This window comes from Mucilaginibacter sp. P25, assembly GCF_050859465.1.
In the GTDB taxonomy this organism is placed as follows: Bacteria; Bacteroidota; Bacteroidia; order Sphingobacteriales; family Sphingobacteriaceae; genus Mucilaginibacter; species Mucilaginibacter gossypii.
Genome location: NZ_CP193937.1, coordinates 5,619,812 through 5,638,990 on the forward strand (window position 1 = coordinate 5,619,812; position 19,179 = coordinate 5,638,990).

Annotated in this window: 19 protein-coding genes and 1 pseudogene; 5 read left to right on the forward strand and 15 right to left on the reverse strand. The window is 43.0% G+C overall.

Annotated features, from left to right (window positions below; translation table 11 throughout):
• Nucleotides 1-60: 60 nt before the first annotated feature.
• Nucleotides 61-234 (forward strand): hypothetical protein, encoded by a 174-nt coding sequence (locus ACRQ5D_RS28310; protein WP_431198528.1) that lies wholly within the window; start codon nt 61-63, stop codon nt 232-234.
• Nucleotides 228-1,202: a tetratricopeptide repeat protein gene (locus ACRQ5D_RS28315; protein WP_431198529.1), complete on the forward strand. Its 975-nt coding sequence runs from the start codon at nt 228-230 to the stop codon at nt 1,200-1,202. The genes ACRQ5D_RS28310 and ACRQ5D_RS28315 overlap by 7 nt, the downstream gene beginning before the upstream one ends.
• Here ACRQ5D_RS28315 and ACRQ5D_RS28320 read toward each other — a convergent pair.
• The 3 genes from ACRQ5D_RS28320 to ACRQ5D_RS28330 form a co-directional block, all read right to left on the reverse strand.
• On the reverse strand, nt 1,199-1,783 hold the full coding sequence (locus ACRQ5D_RS28320) for a riboflavin synthase (RefSeq protein ID WP_091162641.1): 585 nt from the start codon (nt 1,781-1,783) through the stop codon (nt 1,199-1,201). The two genes, ACRQ5D_RS28315 and ACRQ5D_RS28320, sit on opposite strands and share 4 nt — an antisense overlap.
• Before the next feature lie 86 nt (nt 1,784-1,869).
• Nucleotides 1,870-2,133 carry an SRPBCC family protein gene (locus ACRQ5D_RS28325; protein ID WP_432327356.1) on the reverse strand — a complete coding sequence of 88 codons (264 nt, stop codon included), beginning with the start codon at nt 2,131-2,133 and terminating at the stop codon, nt 1,870-1,872.
• Nucleotides 2,103-2,366 (reverse strand): hypothetical protein, encoded by a 264-nt coding sequence (locus ACRQ5D_RS28330; protein ID WP_431198531.1) that lies wholly within the window; start codon nt 2,364-2,366, stop codon nt 2,103-2,105. The genes ACRQ5D_RS28325 and ACRQ5D_RS28330 overlap by 31 nt, the downstream gene beginning before the upstream one ends.
• Before the next feature lie 86 nt (nt 2,367-2,452).
• Here ACRQ5D_RS28330 and ACRQ5D_RS28335 point away from each other — a divergent pair, with 86 nt between their 5' ends.
• Nucleotides 2,453-2,914 (forward strand): NUDIX domain-containing protein, encoded by a 462-nt coding sequence (locus tag ACRQ5D_RS28335; RefSeq protein WP_091162640.1) that lies wholly within the window; start codon nt 2,453-2,455, stop codon nt 2,912-2,914.
• 43 nt (nt 2,915-2,957) lie between these two features.
• Here ACRQ5D_RS28335 and accC read toward each other — a convergent pair whose 3' ends face one another.
• From accC to ACRQ5D_RS28365, 6 genes and pseudogenes are all read right to left on the reverse strand, one after another.
• Nucleotides 2,958-4,394, reverse strand: a complete 1,437-nt coding sequence (gene accC / locus ACRQ5D_RS28340; RefSeq protein WP_431198533.1) for an acetyl-CoA carboxylase biotin carboxylase subunit — start codon at nt 4,392-4,394, stop codon at nt 2,958-2,960.
• A 598-nt stretch (nt 4,395-4,992) separates the two neighbouring features.
• A pseudogene (locus tag ACRQ5D_RS28345) lies at nt 4,993-5,382 on the reverse strand (c-type cytochrome); the annotation flags it as partial.
• Between the two features lie 350 nt (nt 5,383-5,732).
• Complete coding sequence (locus ACRQ5D_RS28350; protein ID WP_432327359.1) at nt 5,733-5,939, reverse strand: hypothetical protein; 207 nt, start codon at nt 5,937-5,939, stop codon at nt 5,733-5,735.
• A gap of 143 nt (nt 5,940-6,082) precedes the next feature.
• Nucleotides 6,083-6,724, reverse strand: coding sequence for a hypothetical protein (locus tag ACRQ5D_RS28355; RefSeq protein ID WP_432327361.1), 642 nt, complete (start codon nt 6,722-6,724; stop codon nt 6,083-6,085).
• A gap of 118 nt (nt 6,725-6,842) precedes the next feature.
• Complete coding sequence (locus tag ACRQ5D_RS28360; RefSeq protein WP_432327363.1) at nt 6,843-7,910, reverse strand: pyridoxal phosphate-dependent aminotransferase; 1,068 nt, start codon at nt 7,908-7,910, stop codon at nt 6,843-6,845.
• A 130-nt stretch (nt 7,911-8,040) separates the two neighbouring features.
• Complete coding sequence (locus tag ACRQ5D_RS28365) at nt 8,041-9,624, reverse strand: flavin monoamine oxidase family protein (protein WP_218134330.1); 1,584 nt, start codon at nt 9,622-9,624, stop codon at nt 8,041-8,043.
• A gap of 679 nt (nt 9,625-10,303) precedes the next feature.
• Between ACRQ5D_RS28365 and ACRQ5D_RS28370 the strand changes: the two genes are divergently transcribed.
• Together ACRQ5D_RS28370 and ACRQ5D_RS28375 are read left to right on the forward strand one after the other, a co-directional pair.
• Nucleotides 10,304-10,660 carry a BlaI/MecI/CopY family transcriptional regulator gene (locus tag ACRQ5D_RS28370; protein ID WP_091162636.1) on the forward strand — a complete coding sequence of 119 codons (357 nt, stop codon included), beginning with the start codon at nt 10,304-10,306 and terminating at the stop codon, nt 10,658-10,660.
• An 11-nt stretch (nt 10,661-10,671) separates the two neighbouring features.
• Nucleotides 10,672-12,549 (forward strand): M56 family metallopeptidase, encoded by a 1,878-nt coding sequence (locus tag ACRQ5D_RS28375; RefSeq protein WP_091162635.1) that lies wholly within the window; start codon nt 10,672-10,674, stop codon nt 12,547-12,549.
• Nucleotides 12,550-12,644: 95 nt separating this feature from the next.
• Here the strand turns inward: ACRQ5D_RS28375 and ACRQ5D_RS28380 are convergent, their stop codons facing one another.
• From ACRQ5D_RS28380 to ACRQ5D_RS28405, 6 genes are all read right to left on the reverse strand, one after another.
• Nucleotides 12,645-13,388, reverse strand: a complete 744-nt coding sequence (locus ACRQ5D_RS28380; protein ID WP_432327365.1) for a DNA topoisomerase IB — start codon at nt 13,386-13,388, stop codon at nt 12,645-12,647.
• Between the two features lie 828 nt (nt 13,389-14,216).
• A complete protein-coding gene (locus tag ACRQ5D_RS28385) occupies nt 14,217-16,493 on the reverse strand; it encodes a GH92 family glycosyl hydrolase (RefSeq protein ID WP_432327366.1) in 2,277 nt (758 codons plus the stop codon).
• 67 nt (nt 16,494-16,560) lie between these two features.
• Nucleotides 16,561-16,845: a discoidin domain-containing protein gene (locus ACRQ5D_RS28390; protein WP_431200889.1), complete on the reverse strand. Its 285-nt coding sequence runs from the start codon at nt 16,843-16,845 to the stop codon at nt 16,561-16,563.
• A complete protein-coding gene (locus ACRQ5D_RS28395) occupies nt 16,830-17,765 on the reverse strand; it encodes a chitobiase/beta-hexosaminidase C-terminal domain-containing protein (RefSeq protein ID WP_432327368.1) in 936 nt (311 codons plus the stop codon). Before ACRQ5D_RS28395 ends, ACRQ5D_RS28390 begins: the two co-directional genes overlap by 16 nt.
• A complete protein-coding gene (locus ACRQ5D_RS28400; RefSeq protein ID WP_431198536.1) occupies nt 17,762-18,676 on the reverse strand; it encodes an alpha-L-fucosidase in 915 nt (304 codons plus the stop codon). Before ACRQ5D_RS28400 ends, ACRQ5D_RS28395 begins: the two co-directional genes overlap by 4 nt.
• Nucleotides 18,677-18,692: 16 nt before the next feature.
• On the reverse strand, nt 18,693-19,139 hold the full coding sequence (locus ACRQ5D_RS28405; RefSeq protein ID WP_432329900.1) for a PA14 domain-containing protein: 447 nt from the start codon (nt 19,137-19,139) through the stop codon (nt 18,693-18,695).
• Nucleotides 19,140-19,179 lie beyond the last annotated feature (40 nt).

Consider the following 19,179-nt stretch of genomic DNA (forward strand, 5'->3'; position numbering starts at 1 on the left):
TGTTTCAGATTTGGAATTAACACTTATAACTAATAACTTAGTTCAACTAAATATTTAGTTATGAAAAACCTATTTATAACCCTATTCCTTATCTTATCAGTATTGCAACTACACGCTCAGCAAACCGTTAATGATTCGCTCCTGCTTGATTATTATCAAAACCAGCGTTTTGCCGACGCGGCAGATTACCTCAAAAAATATATCACGAGCCCGTTATCGATGTTAAAGTGTTAGCTAAACTCGCCTACACCTCAAAAATGGCATCCCGCCTGCCCGATGCCGAAAATTATTACCAGCGCATTTACGCTACGGATACCACCAGCCTCATTAATCTATATAACATGAGCGAGATCATTAAAAGGCGCGGTAATAATAAAAAAGCGATCGTATATGTAAAGAAGATCCTGTTGAAAGATACCACCAACTTTGATGTGTATAAGCAACTGGCAGACCTGTCGCAAAATTTAGGCGATATAGAGGGGAGCATTGTATATCTGCAAAAAGCTAATAAGATCAATCCGCTTAACCCTGATGTAGCCTATGACCTGTCGTCCTTCTTCATCAACCTTAAACTATATGGCAATGCTGAAAATATTATCGACAAAGCACTTGTTGCCGATACTGCCAATTTGCTGCTCCTGAAAGGCAAGGCCCAGGCCTCGTACGCATTAAAAAGGTATCCAGTAACTATCGCCATTACCAAAAAACTAATAGACGCGGGCGAGCAGGCCGGCAGCATTGTATCCATGCTGGCCACTTCTTATTACATGACCGGCAACTATCCGGATTGTATTAAAACTTTCAAAACATTGGAGGACGGTAATACCGGCACAGAAGCTTCATATTATTATACAGCCATGAGCTACAAAGCCCTGCACAACGACTCAAAAGCGATAACTTACCTGGATAAGGCCATTGAAGAAGCAATATCTACAGGGGTGAGCTCCTATTACAATGAAAAAGGTGATTCGTACGACAGGCTGCACCAGCTTAAAAATGCAGTTCAAGCTTACCAGAAAAGCTTGCTTTATAAACCCGACCCTATTACCTATTATGCACTTGCAACCCTGTATGATACCGAACTGAAGAATAAGGCAACAGCTATTAAGTACTATAAAAAGTACCTGGCAAGTAAACCAAAGGAGACACAAAAAACTTATATAGCGTACTCCAGGGAGCGCATTAAATCTTTGGGAATTTAGCGTTGCATTAAGCGGGCAACGTATTTGCCTATGATATCAAACTCGAGGTTAACCTGGCTGCCAACCCGCACATTGTGCAGGTTGGTATGCTCAAATGTATACGGAATAATAGCTACAGAAAAACTATTGGCATGCGAATTAACCACGGTTAGGCTGATACCATTTACACAGATAGATCCTTTTTCTACGGTTACATTGCCGCTTGCTGCATCATATTCAAAGGTATATTCCCAACTGCCGTCAAGTTCTTTAAACGCGGTGCAAACAGCCACCTGGTCAACATGGCCCTGAACAATGTGGCCATCGAGCCTGGCATTCATTTGCATGCAGCGTTCCAGGTTTACCGGGTCGCCAACTTTGAGCTGCGAAAGATTGGTTTTATTTAATGTTTCTTCAATCGCGGTTACCACGTGCAAGCCATCGGCTAAAGCTACCACAGTAAGGCATACACCATTGTGCGCTACCGATTGATCGATCTTGAGCTCGTGCGATATAGCCGATTCTACTGTAATATTAAGGTTGCCTTTTTCCTGCTGCAGATCGGTGATCTTCCCTAAAGTTTCTATAATTCCTGTAAACATATGCTTCCCGGCCCGTTGAAAGGGGCTATTTTGATTGACCCAAAGCTAAAATATTTTGCACTATGGTTTGTCAGCAGTAAATGAAATTATTTGAAACTCGAGAACAAATCCTTACGCTTATTGCGAAGATCTTTGCCGCCCTCCAGCACCGATTTCAGGTTGGCCAGATAAAATGTCCAGCCAAGTTGGCATTGCACATAAAGATTTTTTTCGGGGTCGGCTTCTTCGGGGATGTTTTCCTGCACCAGTTCAACAATAACAACGCCCAGTTTAGCAGTGATAGATACACTCACTATACTGCCGCCTGTAAAAGTAAATTTTATAAAATCGGCGCCGTTGGCTTCCAGCACCTGTCCGTTTTCGGAAATGGTATCATCAAACCCATGCCAATGCCAGGTATAAGTATCCTCTTTTTTATAAACTCCTGCGGTTCGCGTTGACGGCCTGCTATGGCAAAAAAATCAGCCTTACGCAAAAACCAGGTTTCCAGGCCTTCGGGAGTAGCCCAGGCTTCATACATACTGCGTACGTCCGTATCAACATCAGCAGTTACTTTAAATTTGCTCCATCTGTTGTCTGCCATAATAATTGTATATCGGTTTGGGGCGTTTGTATCAAAAATAACAATTATAATTAAGCCTTTCATTAACTTGCCTTTAAATCTTAAACATGCCAAAGCAAAGCGCAGGGATCTTATTATACCGTAAAGCAGCTCATGGTTTGCAGGTGTTTCTTGTACATCCGGGCGGGCCGTTCTTTAAAAACAAGGATGAAGGCTCGTGGTCGGTACCCAAAGGTGAATATCTTCCCGACGAAGATCCCCTCAAGGCAGCAAAGCGTGAATTTCGGGAAGAAACCGGGCATGAAATAACCGGGGATTTTATAGCGTTGAACTTTATAAAACAAAAGGGGGGTAAAACAGTACTGGCCTGGGCTGTTGAAGGCAATATTGATCCGGGAAATATCAAAAGCAATACCTTTGAAATAGAATGGCCGCCTCGCTCAGGAAAAAAACAAACTTTTGATGAAATTGATCGTGCCGAATGGTTTGATATGGCGACAGCAAAAATAAAGATCAACCCTGCTCAGGCAGCTTTGATAGATGAACTGGCCGCGATCAACAATTATTAAATCTGCTTCCTGTTCTTGATCCAGTTGCTTGAGTTAGCTACCTCTACCGGGGCAGCAATTGAAACCCTTTTTTGCTCAAGAGCTGTTCCATTACTATTGCTGCTACAATAGCTTCATCCTCGCGACTTTCCAGCAGCACCTCGGGCGAAAAATATTTTTTTACAAAATGGGTATCAAAATTGCCAGAGGTAAAAGCTTCGTGCTGCATTACAAAACGGCCGAAACCGAGGGTGGTAGTAATACCGGTGATTTGATATTCATCTATAGCCCTTATCATCCGCTCAATTGCTTCAGCGCGGGTATCCGCAAAGGTTATCAGCTTGGCTATCATCGGGTCGTAATAAATGGGAATCTCCATGCCTTGCTCAAACCCATCGTCAACCCGTACGCCAGGCCCTTTTGGGGTTATATAGGTTTGCAGCGTGCCGATATCCGGTAAAAAATTATTGGCCGGATCTTCGGCATAAACACGCAGTTCAATGGCATGACCATGAATCTTCAAATCTTCCCGTTTAAAACTGATAGCCTCGCCCCTTGCAATTTTAATTTGCTCCTTTACCAGGTCAATACCGGTTATCAGTTCTGTAACAGGGTGCTCAACCTGTAAACGGGTATTCATTTCCAGAAAGTAAAAATTCAACCCTTCATCCATGATAAATTCAACCGTACCTGCACCCGTATAATTTACAGACCGGGCTACATCAACCGCACAACGCCCCATCTTTTCCCTGATCTCGGGTGTTAATATTGCCGATGGCGCCTCCTCAACTACTTTTTGATGGCGGCGCTGTACCGAACAATCCCGCTCAAACAGGTGCACAATATTACCATGCGTATCGCTAAGTACCTGGATCTCGATGTGTTTGGGAGATGATACATAGCGCTCAATGAAAACAGAGCCGTCGCCAAAAGCTGAGGTAGCTTCGGATACAGCCAATTGCATTTGCTCTTCAAAGTCTGCCGGGCCTTCAACAATGCGCATCCCCTTACCCCCGCCGCCCGCGGCTGCTTTGATCAATATTGGAAAACCTACCTCAATAGCCCGTTTCTTAGCCTCGTTAACATCAGTAATGGCTTCCTCCGTTCCGGGTACCATCGGAATATTATACCTGAGTGCCGCAGCTTTGGCCGATAACTTGTTACCCATTACTTCCATGGCCTCGGGAGATGGGCCAATAAGAATAAGTCCCGAATCCTTAACCAGCCTGGCAAAACCGGCATTTTCGCTTAAAAATCCATATCCAGGGTGAATGCCTTCAGCCCCGGTTTGCTTACATGCAGCTATGATCTTTTCTCCAATAAGATAGGATTGACTGGATGGAGCTTCCCCGATATTTACAGCCTCATCAGCATAGCGCACGTGCAGGGCGTCCCGATCAGCATGTGAATAAACCGCAACGGTTTTAATACCCATTTCGCGCGCCGAGCGCATAATTCGTAAAGCTATTTCACCACGGTTGGCAATCAGTATTTTCTGCATAAAACAAATGTAATTGATTTACACAAAAAGATACTATATGCCCAATGCTATAAAAACGATTGAAGTATTATTTGGGGGCCCACCTGTAGGTTTTACGGGAGCACTTATAACAGATGTATTTTTTAAAGGGTAAACCCAACAATAAAAATTTTGCCAGGCTGCTCCGTTTGATACGGCTCAACCGGTTTTTGCAATTCCGGCAAAATAAATCGCTGGAATTTGTTGAGATATTAGCTTGCTCCTGTGGCTTAATCTGAAACTCAGCAGTCATTTATTAATTATGATAATATTAAAGGTTACAATAATTAGTCCCCGGTTTCATAAATCAACATTGCAAATTTGATCATAAATCAACTAGCAATTCTCTAAATAAAACCAACGAACCTCTATGGTGTATAAAGATCGTTACCAAGCATGAATTTTTCATGAATACAGTTTGAAGCTATCTGTCAAAAATTATAAATATTCAACAGTTAAATAACAAAATCCTTAACCTAATTTTTACTTTGCAGGTAAACACAGCTGATAATAACCACTATAAAACAAAAATGCCCCTGGGGTTACCAAAGGCATTTAATTATACTAATACACTTGTTAATTATGGCTTAGTTGGCGCAGGGCTGCCCGGAGCAGGACCAGCAGACGGCGGACCAGGCTGACCACCCGGACCTTTTCCGTCAGGTACCATAACCTCTGGATGAGCTGTACCACGGTGACAGGTATTGCAGTTAACACCACTTTGCATGATCATGCCTAAAGAATCCTTTTTTGCATGAAAATACTTCTGGTTAATTTTGTTCATCATTTTATACATATCGCGCGCCATTGCTTTTTCAGGCTTGGCATCGCTTGCCCAATCCATCTTTTTAGTTTCTTCATTACGGGCATGGCAAAAGTTGCAATGTACACCTAATGAATGCTCCCACTCTTCCATAACCTTGTGCAGGTTCTCGCCCGAAATGTTTTTAGGCAAAACTTTAAGGTTTTTAAAACCTTCTGTCCTGCGGTTTACTTGTAGTCATAGCGCCAAACACTACTATGGATAGCAGACCTAGCGTAACTAATAATTTTTTGTTAACAAGCATAATTGTCATATTTAAGTCATCTAAATTAACTTATAGATTTTAATGTTGCAACATTTTGATGCAAATGATTGAATTATTCATGGTAACTTCATTATTACAAAAGCATGTTTCCCTACAGTTTATGCTTCGCAGGACTACGCATTGTTGCCGACATTGTTAAGAAGCTGGTATTTTATGAATATCTCAGGGGTCCCCAACAGAGACCCCGAGGGAGACACTAAGTTTGATTAAAGCAGAAAAAGGGAACACGAAATTACTTCTGCATCACCATTACACCGTTCATGAGCAGGGTACTGCCGCCATCGGCTACAATGTTATATACTCTTTGTACACCGCCCGCGTGTTCTGTTTTTTGCAATACGGTGAAAGTTTCATATTTGCCGGTTTGCTCGTTCAGGCAAAGTACTTCCTGGCCGGTTGCTACCGCTCCAATTTTAATGTTACCCTGTTTGGTTAACATAGGGTGATTAGGAGTTGCCTGTAACACTTTGCTATTCAGTTTTACCTGCCTGCCTTCGGCTGTGTTTTTTGTTTGGGCCGATACCAGTACCAGTTGCGTTAAAGCGTAGTTTTTGGCCTCATGTATGGTAAGTTCTTTTACCTTTACAGCGGTACTTTTTTAGTCAACGGATCAACCGTTATTACCTCATCGCCACTTTTCACAGCTTTAAGCATCTTTTTATCGCCATTGGCCATGGTAACCAGTTCTTCGCCCGGGAAACAGATGTCATTGCCATAGGTAGCGGCCTCTTCCTTCAAATCCTTGCCGGCGTTAAGCACCTTATATTGTTGAAAGCTGACTTCCTTTGACAGCACGTACGACAACTTCAGGATAAAGTTTTGCTCCACTTTATTGATATTATCAATATCCTGGAAATACTGCTCCCAAACCTTGGCATCGGCAGTAAAATCGGGCACAAGGGCTTTGTAAAGCTTGCCTTTTTCGTTGGTATAAAATACCATGAGGCCTATTTCTTGCATACCTTCTTTGGCAACCAGTTTATACAGGTCGATACGTTTTTTTAACCCGTCGGCCCCGGTTATAAAATAGGGTTTACGGCTTTCGTACCGGTCAAGCACATAGGTATTTTCAAATTTAATGTAGGTATCATTATCCAAATTAACAATGGTGAATGATTGTGCCTTTTTATACTCATCCATAGTAAGCGGACGAGGGTTTACAGTTTGCGCCTGGGCAAAATAAAGTGATGAACTTAGTAGTAGTGTTAATGTGAGGTTTCTCATTTTAGAGATTGGAGGTTAGAGATTAGAGGTTGGTTGTGTTAAAGATTGGAGATCAGAGATTATAGGCTAATGGATAAAAACGACTCCTAACCTCTAATCTCCAACCTCTAATCACCACTTAAGATAACTGTTTAAACGCATCGGCAAAGGCTTCCATTCTGTCCATACGGCCAATGCTTACTCGGCACCAGTCTTTGCCGTTAAATTGCCAGTTGCGGACACCTACGCCGCGTTTCATCATTTCGCTTACAAACTTTTTACCGTCCATTTTAAGCGGGAACATCACAAAGTTTGCCGATGAAGGGATATATTCATAACCCTCTTTTTTAAGTACCGAATACAGGTATTCTTTTGAGGCCAGCGTTTTTTGGAGTGCATCCTTTAAAAATTCCTCTTCGCGATACGCCGCAATTGCGCCTGCAATAGTAGTTGCTGCAAGCGAAAAGCCTGTAGTATACATCGATAAAGTTTTAATAGTATCGGGCTGGGCAATCACATAACCGCAACGCAAACCGGCAAAACCATACAATTTTGAAAAGGTACGGGCAACAATAACATTGCTTCCGGCTTTCACGGTGCTGATCATGGTGCTGGCTTGTGGATCGGGCAGGTAATCGATATAAGCCTCGTCAACAAATACTGTTGTTTTTTTAGATACGCGTTCACAAAAGGCTTTCAATTTAGCAGTATCCAATATAGTTGCAGTTGGGTTGTTGGGATTGCAGACATATACCAGACCGGTATTATCATCAACCTTTGCCTCCATCGCGTCAAGATCAAGTTTATAGTCTGCAGTTAGGGGCACCTTGATCCATTTGCCTTCCAATTGTTGCGCATGTGAAGGCAGATCATCATACGATGGATCACCGGTAATGATGCTTTTACCGCCTTTACTGTAATGGATCGCCGCTGCCAACAACAATGGCGATGAGCCAGACTCCATTAAAATGTTGTTGTAGTTTATACCCTCATACTGGGCTATTTTATTGTACAGGGTGCCCTGGGTCATGAAAGGATACTGATAACTTTTATCAATAGCATCCTGGATAGCTTTTTTTGCTGCTGCCGACGGGCCAAAAGGGTTCTCATTGGCTAATAATCTTGCTTTCAATTCAAAGCCGGCATTGGTAACGGCTTCCTGATCGGTTAATACCCGGCTTTGTAATTTAAATACGCGGGCCGGCATGGCTGCCAGCTTACCAATTGTTCCTGAAAAAAGGCCAGTCCTCCGGCCATAAATGCGCTGGATTTAATCCAGTTTCTGCGGTTAATTGTACTTGACATGGTGGTGGTATTTAATGTTTTGTAACGTCGTTTTATTTTTGAGCCGGATATTGGGTACGCTGGCCTGTAACCCTTGCATGTACGGCGGCAACCGTGCTCCTGGCCGATTCAAAGGCACCGGCCATCCAGGCATTCAGGTATGTCAAATGCTCGCCTGCAAAATATACCTGCTTATCGGGCTTTAACAGTACCGGGTATTGTGTTTTGCGGGTTTCGGTAGTATACACCGCCCATCCGCCTAAATTATATTTGGTTTTATGCCAGCTTACCGAAAACGAGTTTTCAAACTCCTTGTCATACTGCGGGTGGATCAGCTTGCCTTTTTCAAGCGCGAACTTCTCCCTTTCGGCGTAGCCTAAAGCGCCGATCTTTTGCGCTTTTTCGTTAAAGTTATAATATCCAATCAAGATACCCTTTTTTCCCAAATAATCATAACTCGGGTAAAATATTTGCGTTAAATCATTGTTAGTGTGCGTTATACCACCGTAAATATGCTCATCCTCCTCCCAAAAGCGGCGCTTAAACTGCAGGCCTATCTTTCCGGTCTGGTTATAGCTGATATAGTCAATAGCCCGGCTAACATCGCCGCTAAAATTATTGCTGATATTGCTTAGCACGGGTAACGGAATGGTACAGATACACAGGTCGCCATTTAAGATATGCTCCCCTGTAGCGTCTTTATAAGTTATCTTAACGCCATCAGGCACATTATTAATGGCAGTAACCTCCGCTCCCATTTTTATGGATGGCGCTACTTTCTTCTCCATCGCTTTAGCTATCTGATCCATACCGCCCACGGCCTGAAACATGGTCATCTGCAGTTCATAGGTATATTCGGCCACATTATAGAAATCTGGATCCATCAAACCCGAATGCAGCAGATCGGCCAGTTTATGCGGATCAGCGATTTTGCCAGGCTTATCGCCTGCACCAGGTGATTCCGTATAGCCGCGGCGAGCAGACGCTTTGTACAATTTATCAATATCCAGTCCACCTTCGGCTTGCAGGTATTCGATGATCTTTTCGCCATCCTCTTTGGTAAAGCTGCTATCGAGACCGCCGTGGTCAATGCTTTTGGCAAGCATTTCGGTCATATAACCGCGAATGTCGTTATGCACCTCCCGTACCTTTATTTTTTTATTAGATAAAGGCCCCTTACCTTCGGCAAAATAATAGGCGCCCTCGTTTACATTGTTATAAACCTGGATGGGTACACCCAACTCTTTGCAGTAATGCAACGTGAGCTCATGATTGTGGGGAATGCGCGATGGGCCTGCATTAAAATATTGACCTTCATCAAAACGGGCTGTAGCCGTAGGTTTATCAATTTCGGTATTGGTACTTCCATTACGAATACTAAAACAGCGACCGCCTGTACGTTGCCGCGCCTCCAAAATGGTACATTGATATCCAAGCTTGCCAAGCTCATAGGCACAGGTCATACCGGCCAAACCGGCTCCTAAAATAATAATGTGTTTGCCTTTGCCGCTGCCTTCCAGGTTAAAAGCATGCGCGGGTGCGGATTTAAGTAAGCCAAGGGCAAGCATAGCGGGATAAGCTCCGCCAGCCAGCATAGCACCTTTACTTAAAAAGTCTCTGCGGGTAATAGTTTTCAATAAGCGCGTATTTATGTTTTACAATCAACTCAGGCTTAAATATAGTTTTTTGTTTGTTTTTATATTAAGTTAAGATCAACTTTTGTTGTGGTTTTTATGAAATTAACAGGGTTGATTTGGTGATTGATAGATTTATGTTAAGATATGGTTGGCGGAAATTAGAGATCAGAGGCTGGAGATTAGAGGTTAGGCTGTTAGCAAGCTTGCATTAGTTTTACTGATGGGTTGGTGGGCTTTAGTTATCGTCGCAGTAATATCAAATATTGATTGGTTATTTATCTGAACGGAAATTACTTAGAATTAAAGAATTTATAGAATGACAAGAAAGCTCAATAAGTCGTCTGAAATTTGTTTAATCCTGACTCAGCAGCATCCTGCCAATCTATTAATCCTAAAATCATGGTTCAAATTACGGGCGTTGCCTCAGGCCCGGGCTATCCGCTCATACTGCACAGGCCTTAGTCACAGGCCGGTATCCGCTCCTATCACTAACGCAGATTTGAGGGTGAGTAGTGAATAGGTAAAGGAAAATAGTTACCTCTCTTCAATCCTATATCCCCCTAACCTCTGATCTCCAACCACTAACCTTTTAAACCAAACGTTAAATTCTGTTAAAAACTGAAAATAAATTTGCTTTACTACGAATAGTTCGTAGATTTACGAAACAATCGTAAATACAATGGAAAAACTATCGCAACAAGAGGAAGAAGCAATGCAGGCTGTGTGGCAATCGGGCCCGGGATTTATCAAAGATTTTTTAGATCAACTGGCCGAACCAAAGCCCCCTTACACTACCCTTGCCTCTACCATAAAGAACCTGGAGCGCAAAGGATTTTTAAAAAGCGAAAAAATGGGCAACTCGTTCCGTTACCTGCCCGTGATACAGGAAGAAGAATATAAAAAGCGCTTTATGAGTGGTTTTGTGAGCGACTATTTTCAAAACTCCTATAAAGACCTGGTAACGTTTTTCGCCAACGAAAAGAAGATCAGCGCTACCGACCTGAAAGAGATCATTAAACTCATTGAAAAACAATAAACCTTACAACCATGCCGGCAACATTTGTTTTTTTACTGAAAGTGAACATAGCCTTGTTACTATTTTGCGCGGGCTATTACCTGGTGTTAAGACCCTTAACCTTTTATACGCTTAACCGCATCTATTTACTTGCAGCCATCCTGTTTGCCAGTATTTACCCGCAAATCAATTTTTCGGCCTTTGTGCAGCGGCACGAAGAACTGGCTAAACCTATGGAGCAAATAGCCATTAACTGGCAGTCGCCGGCTCAACTGGTAAGCCAGCCGGTTCAAACATTTGATTATTGGTACTGGCTGAGTGTTATTTTCTGGACGGGTGCCGGCTTGCTGCTCATCCGCCTGGCCTTGCAGCTTTTTTCCCTTTTACGATTGTATAAAAACTCCAAACCTCAATACATAGGCGACCATTTAGTTAGGGTGATGGACAAAGACGCCGCCCCGTTTTCATTTTGGCGAAGCATTTATGTTAACCCAGCCAAACATGAACCCGCCGATCTGAAATCAATCCTGCTGCATGAGCAGGTACACGTAAACCAGTGGCATACTGCCGATATTTTGTTGGCTGAGCTAAGCAGCATCTTTTATTGGTTTAACCCCGGCATCTGGCTTATTAAGCGGGCGGTAAGGGAAAACATCGAGTTTATTACCGACCGCAAGATCCTTAAAAATGGTATCGATAGTAAAACCTACCAATATAGTTTGGTTAATGTGAGCTTTAATAATACCCAACCCAGCATTGTAAACCATTTCAATATTTCAACTATAAAAAAACGGATAATCATGATGAACGCGAAAAGATCGTCGAAACTTAACCTCACCCGCTACGTTTTTGTAGTGCCGGCCGTTATGGCCCTGTTGCTGGTATTCAGCATTTCAAAAGCTGACTTTGCCAAACCGGTGAGGATCACCCTTGCCGCCGCGGTACAACCCCTGGCCAGGATCATTAACATCAACCCCGAAGAGGTTGTTAAACAGGATGCCAAACCTGCGAAAGCTTCAAAACCTGTATCGAAAGCAAGAACTTCTAAAGCTGCAATTCCTGCCTCTCCGGTGGTACTGCCTAAAGTTGCATTAAGTCCGCTTGTGGCCGTAGCTCCTTTGGCAATCCAGCTCGACACCAACAAAAAGTACAGAATAACAGGAGATCAGAAAAAAGATTCGCTCATACTTATGGTGAATGGCGCGATATCAACTGGTAAAAACCTCGATGCAACGAAAATTGACAATGTGTATATTCTTGCTGGTGATAGAGTTCGGAAATTTGCGAAAATTGAAGATGACAAACCTGTTAAGGTAGTCTACGTAATTACCAAAGATGCACCAAATAAAGAAGAGCTTGAAAAGGAAGTAGCCAAAACAAGGGGGATCAGTAAAGTTGTCACTACCAATGCGAGTGGCGATGTACTTTTAGACGATGACAACAACAATGTAAATGTCAACACCTTAACTATCGTACCTGATAACAAAAACGTAGATGTAAAAAGACTTAAAAACGTTGTTGTAGTTAAAGGGTTAAGCAGATCAACAAGTGCAAGCAGTAGCAGTACAGTAACTGTAAACGGCGTAAAAGCCAAACCGGTTGCGCTCTCCTATAGTATAACTTCAGATGATAATGTCGCAGTAGCAGGAGGTGGTGATGTAGTTGTTACCGGTTATGGTAAAAAAGCAAACGTTAAGGCACTAAAGGTTAACGGAATGAACATCATGATCGACGGTAAGAAAGATCCGTTGGTAATTATCGATGGAAAAACCAGTACATTGGATGCTTTTAAAAAAATGGATATAAATACGATAGATAGTATAGCAGTAATGAAAAGCGACGAGGGCACAAAAAAATATGGCGATAAAGCTAAAAACGGTGTAGTAATGATCAGTACACGCAAAAAATAATTGGTTGATTTGAGCCTGGGTTTTACAGAGATCAGTTAATAGTTAAACCGTTCTTTATACCGCTCTAAAATCAACCCGGTAAACATACTCAACCTTCAACTGGCCTCGGCCAGTTTTTCCGTTTCAAGTAGGTTGAGTAATGCTTTCTCAGCAATATTAAGTTCGGCGGCTTTTACATCTTCGCGTTCATCAAGCTGGCTGATATACTTAAAAATGGTGCCTTCTTCATAACTTTTAATAACCGATGGGTGCACGTAGTACTTTTTACAAACAGTACGCGTGTTCCCAAGGTTTATCGCTACTTCATCCAAAACACTCACAATCTTCTTTTTACATTCTGTTACGCTATTGAACTCCCCGGCTTCTTTAAAGGCGTATAGCGCACTCACACTGCCGGCCCAGGTACGGAAATCCTTGGCTGTAAAATCCTCGCCGGTTATTTCGCGCAGATAGTTATTGACATCGCCTGAACCAACACTGCACTTTGTTCCATCCTCATTATAATATTGAAAGAGTTCTTTTCCCGGAATATCCCGGCATTGCTTTACTAAACGGGCCAGCTTACGGCTCTGGAGCGATACCTTATGAAACACACCTTTTTTGCCTTTAAACTCAAATCGTAAATTAGAACCTTCAACCTTTACATGCCTGTTTTGTAAGGTTGTTAAACCAAATGATCCATACAACTTTTTGTACGACTCATTCCCTACCCTGATACTTGTCAATTCCATTAACCTTACCACCAGTGCTACCACCTTTTCATGATCAAAGTTGCGCCTTGCCAAATCTTTATCTACCTGCTCCCGAATTTCCGGTAAATGCGCGGCAAAAGTTTGCATCCGGTAATATTTGGATTGGTTGCGGATCTGGTTCCAATAGGTGTGATAACGGTATTGTTTGCGCCCTGCGGCATCTGTACCTGTAAATTGCAAGTGACCGTTTTCATAAGGCGAGATCCAAACGTTGGTATAAGCCGGGGGATCACCAGCTTGTTAAACCTTGCTATCAGCTCCTTGTCCTTTATAAGGTTACCATCCGCATCATAATAGCTCCAACCCTTGCCCGATTTTTTGCGGGTATAACCTGATGATGAATCAGAAACATAACGCAGGCCGACTGCCTTTGCAGTAATCTTAGGATCGCGGCCAATTTTTTCGAGCTTTTTGAGGAGACGGTTCATGTTGAGATAACATGTCAAGGCAAGATTAAGTTTTAATTAGGGATTTATCTTATGGAGATATTTCCTAAAGGCTCAAGTGTAACAACACCGACCGTAAGCTGAATATTTTGGAAATCTTTCGTGCAACCCCTTCTGTCTTTTAATCATATGATTATCAATTATATAAACAATATCAGTCAAAATTATGTTAACCCTTTTAACCCCCTCCTGCTGTCTATGTTATCATGTTATCGCATAATTTGATAAATGCTGTTTGATTGAAAAAGATAAGCGGCCAGGCGTGCGATAATAACACCGACCGCACCTAAAACATTCCCACTGTCATTGCGACGAGTGAAGCCCGGCAAAAGAAAGGGCGAGGAGAAATCCTATACGTTCGATATGCAAATTTGCTTAGTTGCACGTATAGGATTTCTCCTCGCCCTAATGCTCTCCCCTGCCCGTTGCTCGTCGAAATGACAGGGGGGAATAATAATATTGTTTGTATTTACTTCAACACCGAAACCGCTTTATTAGCTTCACCAACGCCCCAAACTGTACCGGGCTTATCGCCCATAGTAATCACCAATTCTCCACCCTGCATAACATCTGTGTGTTTGATATAAGTTTTGGTATAGTTGGCACCGTTAAGCGTCATGGCCTGGATGTATTTGTTTTTAGGGCCGTTATTCTTAACCACTACATGGAATTTCTTATTGCCTTGCAATTGTAGCGTAGCTTCATTTACCACCGGGCTACCGAATACATACAGACCGTTAGCCGGGTTAACCGGGTAAAAACCAACTGCGGATAACACGTACCAGGCCGACATCTGGCCAACATCTTCGTTACCAATAATGCCATCTGGTTTATCAGTATAAAAATCGTCAAGGATGAACCTTACCTTTTCGGCTGTTTTCCATGGTTTGCCAGAATAAGCGTAATAGTAGCTCATAGGGTGGCTTGGCTCGTTGCCATGCGCATACTGACCAATCAAACCCGAAACATCCGGCGATTTAAATTTGCCCATATCGCCTTGCGCAATAAACAATGAATCGAGCTTGGTATTGAATTTATCAACGCCGCCGAGCATATCAATTAAGCCTTCCACATCCTGCGGAACAAGGAAAGTGTATTGCCAACCGTTGCCTTCGGTAAAGTCGCCGGTTTCATGGATAGAAATGAACGGACTATAAGGTGTACGCCATGCATCCTGCGACAAACGGCCGCGCATGAAGCCTGCTTTGGCGTCATAGTAGTTTTTGTAATAAGCACCACGTTTGCTGAAGTAAGCATAATCTTCAGTTTTACCCAGCTTTTTTGCTACCTGCGCCAGGCTCCAATCGTCAATGGCATATTCAAGACCCATTGAAACTGATTCCCGGCTGCTATCTGCCGGGATATAGCCATATTTTTTCACATATTTGATACCACGGTCGTCGCCCATGGCGGTGGTTTTCATGGCCTCGTAAGCTAAATTGGCATCAAAGCCTTTGTAACCTTTTAACAAAGCATCGGCAACAACAGGCACTGCGCTGTAGCCCACCATACAATTGGTTTCATTAGCCATTAAATGCCAAACCGGCAAGCTTCCCTGCTGCTGATAAATAGCCAGCATAGAGTTGATCATATCGTTCACATGCTCTGGGTGGATAATGGTTGACAACGGGTTGTTGGAGCGATAAGTATCCCATAAAGAAAAGGTGGTTACATTATTGAAACCTTCGTTTTTGTGCACTTTTTTATCAGTTCCCCAGTATTCGCCGTTCACATCGTTAAAGATAGATGGCGCTATCATAGTATGATAAAAAGCGGTATAAAACTTCTTCATCTGAGATAATGAATCGGCCTTGATCACAATTTTCTGAAACTGTTTATTCCAGGCTGCATCAGCATCGGTAACTACCTTATTAAAATCCCAGCCCGGTATTTCGGCCTTAATGTTCAACATGGCATTTTCGGCGCTCACCGGCGAGACGCCCACTTTAGCATAAACTACTTCGCCTTTGGTAGTGGTGAAACTGATAACACCTTTTACCTTTTCCCCTTTTAACTCAGTACCTTTAACGTTGGCCGTACTGTCATAAACCGCGAAAGTTTCAATGGGCTTTGAAAACACAGCTGTAAAGTAAATACGCTGATCCTCTGCCCAGCCTTTTGAAAAACGATAGCCGCAGATCGTGTTTTTATCTACCTGTTTGATATAGGTTTCCATTGGCCTGTCCCAGCCTATGCCTTCCTGCAAATCAATAAGGATGTGAGCATCTTTTGTTGCCGGGAAAGTGTACTTATGCATACCAACACGGGTACTGGCGGTAAGCTCAACGCCTATATCGTATTTTTTAAGTTTCACCTTATAATAGCCTGGTTTTACAACCTCGTCCTTATGGCTGAACAACGACACATAACCAGCTTTAAGATTTTTGTTGCTGCCTTTATATACGTTAATTGGCCCGGTTGTAGGCATAAAAGAAATATCACCCAGATCACCGATACCGGTGCCGCTCAAATGCGTGTGCTGGAAGCCGATGATGGTAGAATCAGAAATGTGATAGCCGGAGCACCAGTCCCAGCCTTCAGAAATGTTGGTTGGGCCTAACTGCACGGCACCAAAGGGAACGTTTGCGCCCACAAAAACGTGACCGTGGAAACCGGTACCGATGTACGGATCGACATATTGCGTTAAACCGCCGGCCTTTTTCATGGGCTGCGATTGGTGCCTTTGTGCCTGCGAGCTTAAATTAACAAGTGCCAGTAAACCGGCCAAAACGAGTTGCTTTTTCATTCTTTACTTAAATGGTAGTATTGAGGTTTATATTGCTGCCAATTAAACCCCAATACTTAATAGATTATTAATAAACGCTTAATTCGGCAACAGTAATACCATTGCCTGCAATTACATGCGCGGCTTCAAATTTAAAATATCTGGCTTTTACTTCCTGCTTTAATGCTACAGGTTGTTCAATAGGATTCGATTTGATATTTGAGAACTCGCCCGAAGCTACTTTTTCCCAGGTTTTACCGTCGTTACTGATATAAAACACATAGCTATCAACTATACCATCAGCTTGTTTATCCTGCCTTGGCAAATAGCCAAATGCTTTTATCTTTTGCTCTTTTCCTAAATCAACGCTGATCTGCTGCGGGAATTGCGCGCTTTCTTTTTTAGCGTGCTGTAAAGACTCCCGGTATTTTCATCAAAGGCATTCTCTGCACGTCCCCAATCCTCATTAGGCGCTGTGGCATCCAATACTTTCCAATCGGTTTTAGCATAGCCGAATGATGCATAAGCGCATTCACTTTGTTGACCTTTACCTTCAAAGCTCCGGGCTTTTACTACTCCGCCCTCATTAAGCACAAACGGCTTAGTATAAACCGGCGAGCTCGATGTTGGCTCGTGCCCGTCAAGCGTATAGCGGATTGCGCTTACCGGTGCTTCGGTAATAATGCTTACTTCACCTTTTTTATTGCGTGACACTTTTGGCGCAGTTAAATGTACAGGCTCTTTATAAATCCCGAAATCACTCAATGCAATAGCCACCGGCGAAGCGGTAACCCTCAGTCTCAATTTGCTTGCTGTGATATTTTGCGTTAAACGGATCAACCTATTACCGCCAATGCTGGTAGCCTCACCTATTTGCTCCCATTTGCCATCTACGTAAGCATCTACGGCAACGGCCTCAATACGCTGCCCAAGCTTAATATTTTCGCGCAGGCGGATCACGTTAAATGTTTTTGGCGAATGCAGATCAATAGTTAAAGTTGGCGTAGTTACTTTATCGTCAGTTGCCCAATAGCTGTAACGGTTGTCATCTACTAAAAACTGCGGACCGAATTTGGCTTTGTTACCACCACGCACATTACTGGCTGTTAGTGTTGCGCCTTTTGCCAAATTAACTGCGAAAGTTTGTTTAACCAGGTTACCAAACTCGGTTAATGATTTAACATCGATCTCGTTAATAATACCACGCGGATCAGGAGATAAACCTAAATCAAGCGCTGCACCACGGCCTACACTTTTGTAATAAAGATCAAGCAAGGTGTAAGGTGATTTCACCCCTCATCCTGTGCTTTGTGATAAAACCATCCGGGACGCAACGATACATCACATTCGGCCGGCATCCAGTATTCGCCGTTACGGGTACCTTCGGTGCCTTCATAATCTTTTACATAACCATTAGCAGGAATCTTGCCTTCATCAGGAGCATGTGGTGTATAAGTTGCCCAGCAGGTTTCGCCCGCATGACCTTCCTCATTACCTACCCAACGCACATCCGGACCAACATCGCCAAATAAAACAGCATTTGGTTGCAATTTGCGGGTTATAGCCCAGGTAGTATCCCAGCCATAATAAGTTGAACGGTCAATTTTTCTTACTTCGCGTTTGCCACCGTAATAACCATCACCGCCATTAGCACCGTCATGCCATGAAATAAACAACGGACCGTAATTGGTATACAACTCTTTCAATTGCGCACGATAAGTCTTAACATATTCGGCAGTGCCATAGTTGGGGTTGTTCCTGTCCCATGGCGAGCAGTATACACCCAGTTTCATGCCGAGTTTATCGCAAGCTTCGCGATATTCTTTCAGCATATCGCCCTTGCCATTTTTATATGGGCTTTTGGTGATATTGTGCTCCGTAGTTTTAGTTGGCCAAATACAAAAACCATCGTGGTGTTTGGCAACCACAACTACACCCTTAAAACCGCCGGCTTTTGCAGCTGCCACAATCTGCAGTGCACTAAACTGCGATGGGTTAAAAATCTTTGGGTCTTCATCGCCAAAGCCCCACTCCTTGTTGGTATAAGTATCAACGCCGTAATGGATAATGCAATACATCCCGGTTTCCTGCCAGTTAAGCTGCCCTTGTGTAGGCAATACGCCATAAGGTTTAGGAGCAGTTTGGCCGAAACCGTTTAAACCGGCCGTAAGTAATAATAAGGCAATGCCTGTAAACTTCTTCATAATTGGTATCAGATAATTAGTTTTTGAACCATGATGACGGCACATCCTGTGGGGCCGAGCCATTAACACTATATTTCAGCAACAGCTTAAAGCCGCCACCGCCTTCAATAAAATCAAGCTTAAACGGATGTGCACCCATTTTTAGGGCAACCTGGCCGCTACGTTCCTGCGCTGAGTGGTTGCCATCGTTATCCACGACGGTTTTATCGCCAATGTAAAGTACGCCACCATCATCGCAGGTTAAATAAAAGCTGTAAATACCATCAGTTGGCACATCAATGTAACCTTTGTAAGTGATACCAAATGACGGAGCTTTAACCGTAGCAGGTACTTCTATTTTATCAGTACTAAACGTGCTGTCAACCTTTGCATTTTGCATTAACGCAGTCTTTTTAAAGAAAGCCTTATAATAAGTAGCTGTAAGCCCGGGTTTAGGTGGAGCAATTTTTACCGGACCAAGCATTTGCTGTTGTGTGTAGTTCAAATTATAAACATCACCACGT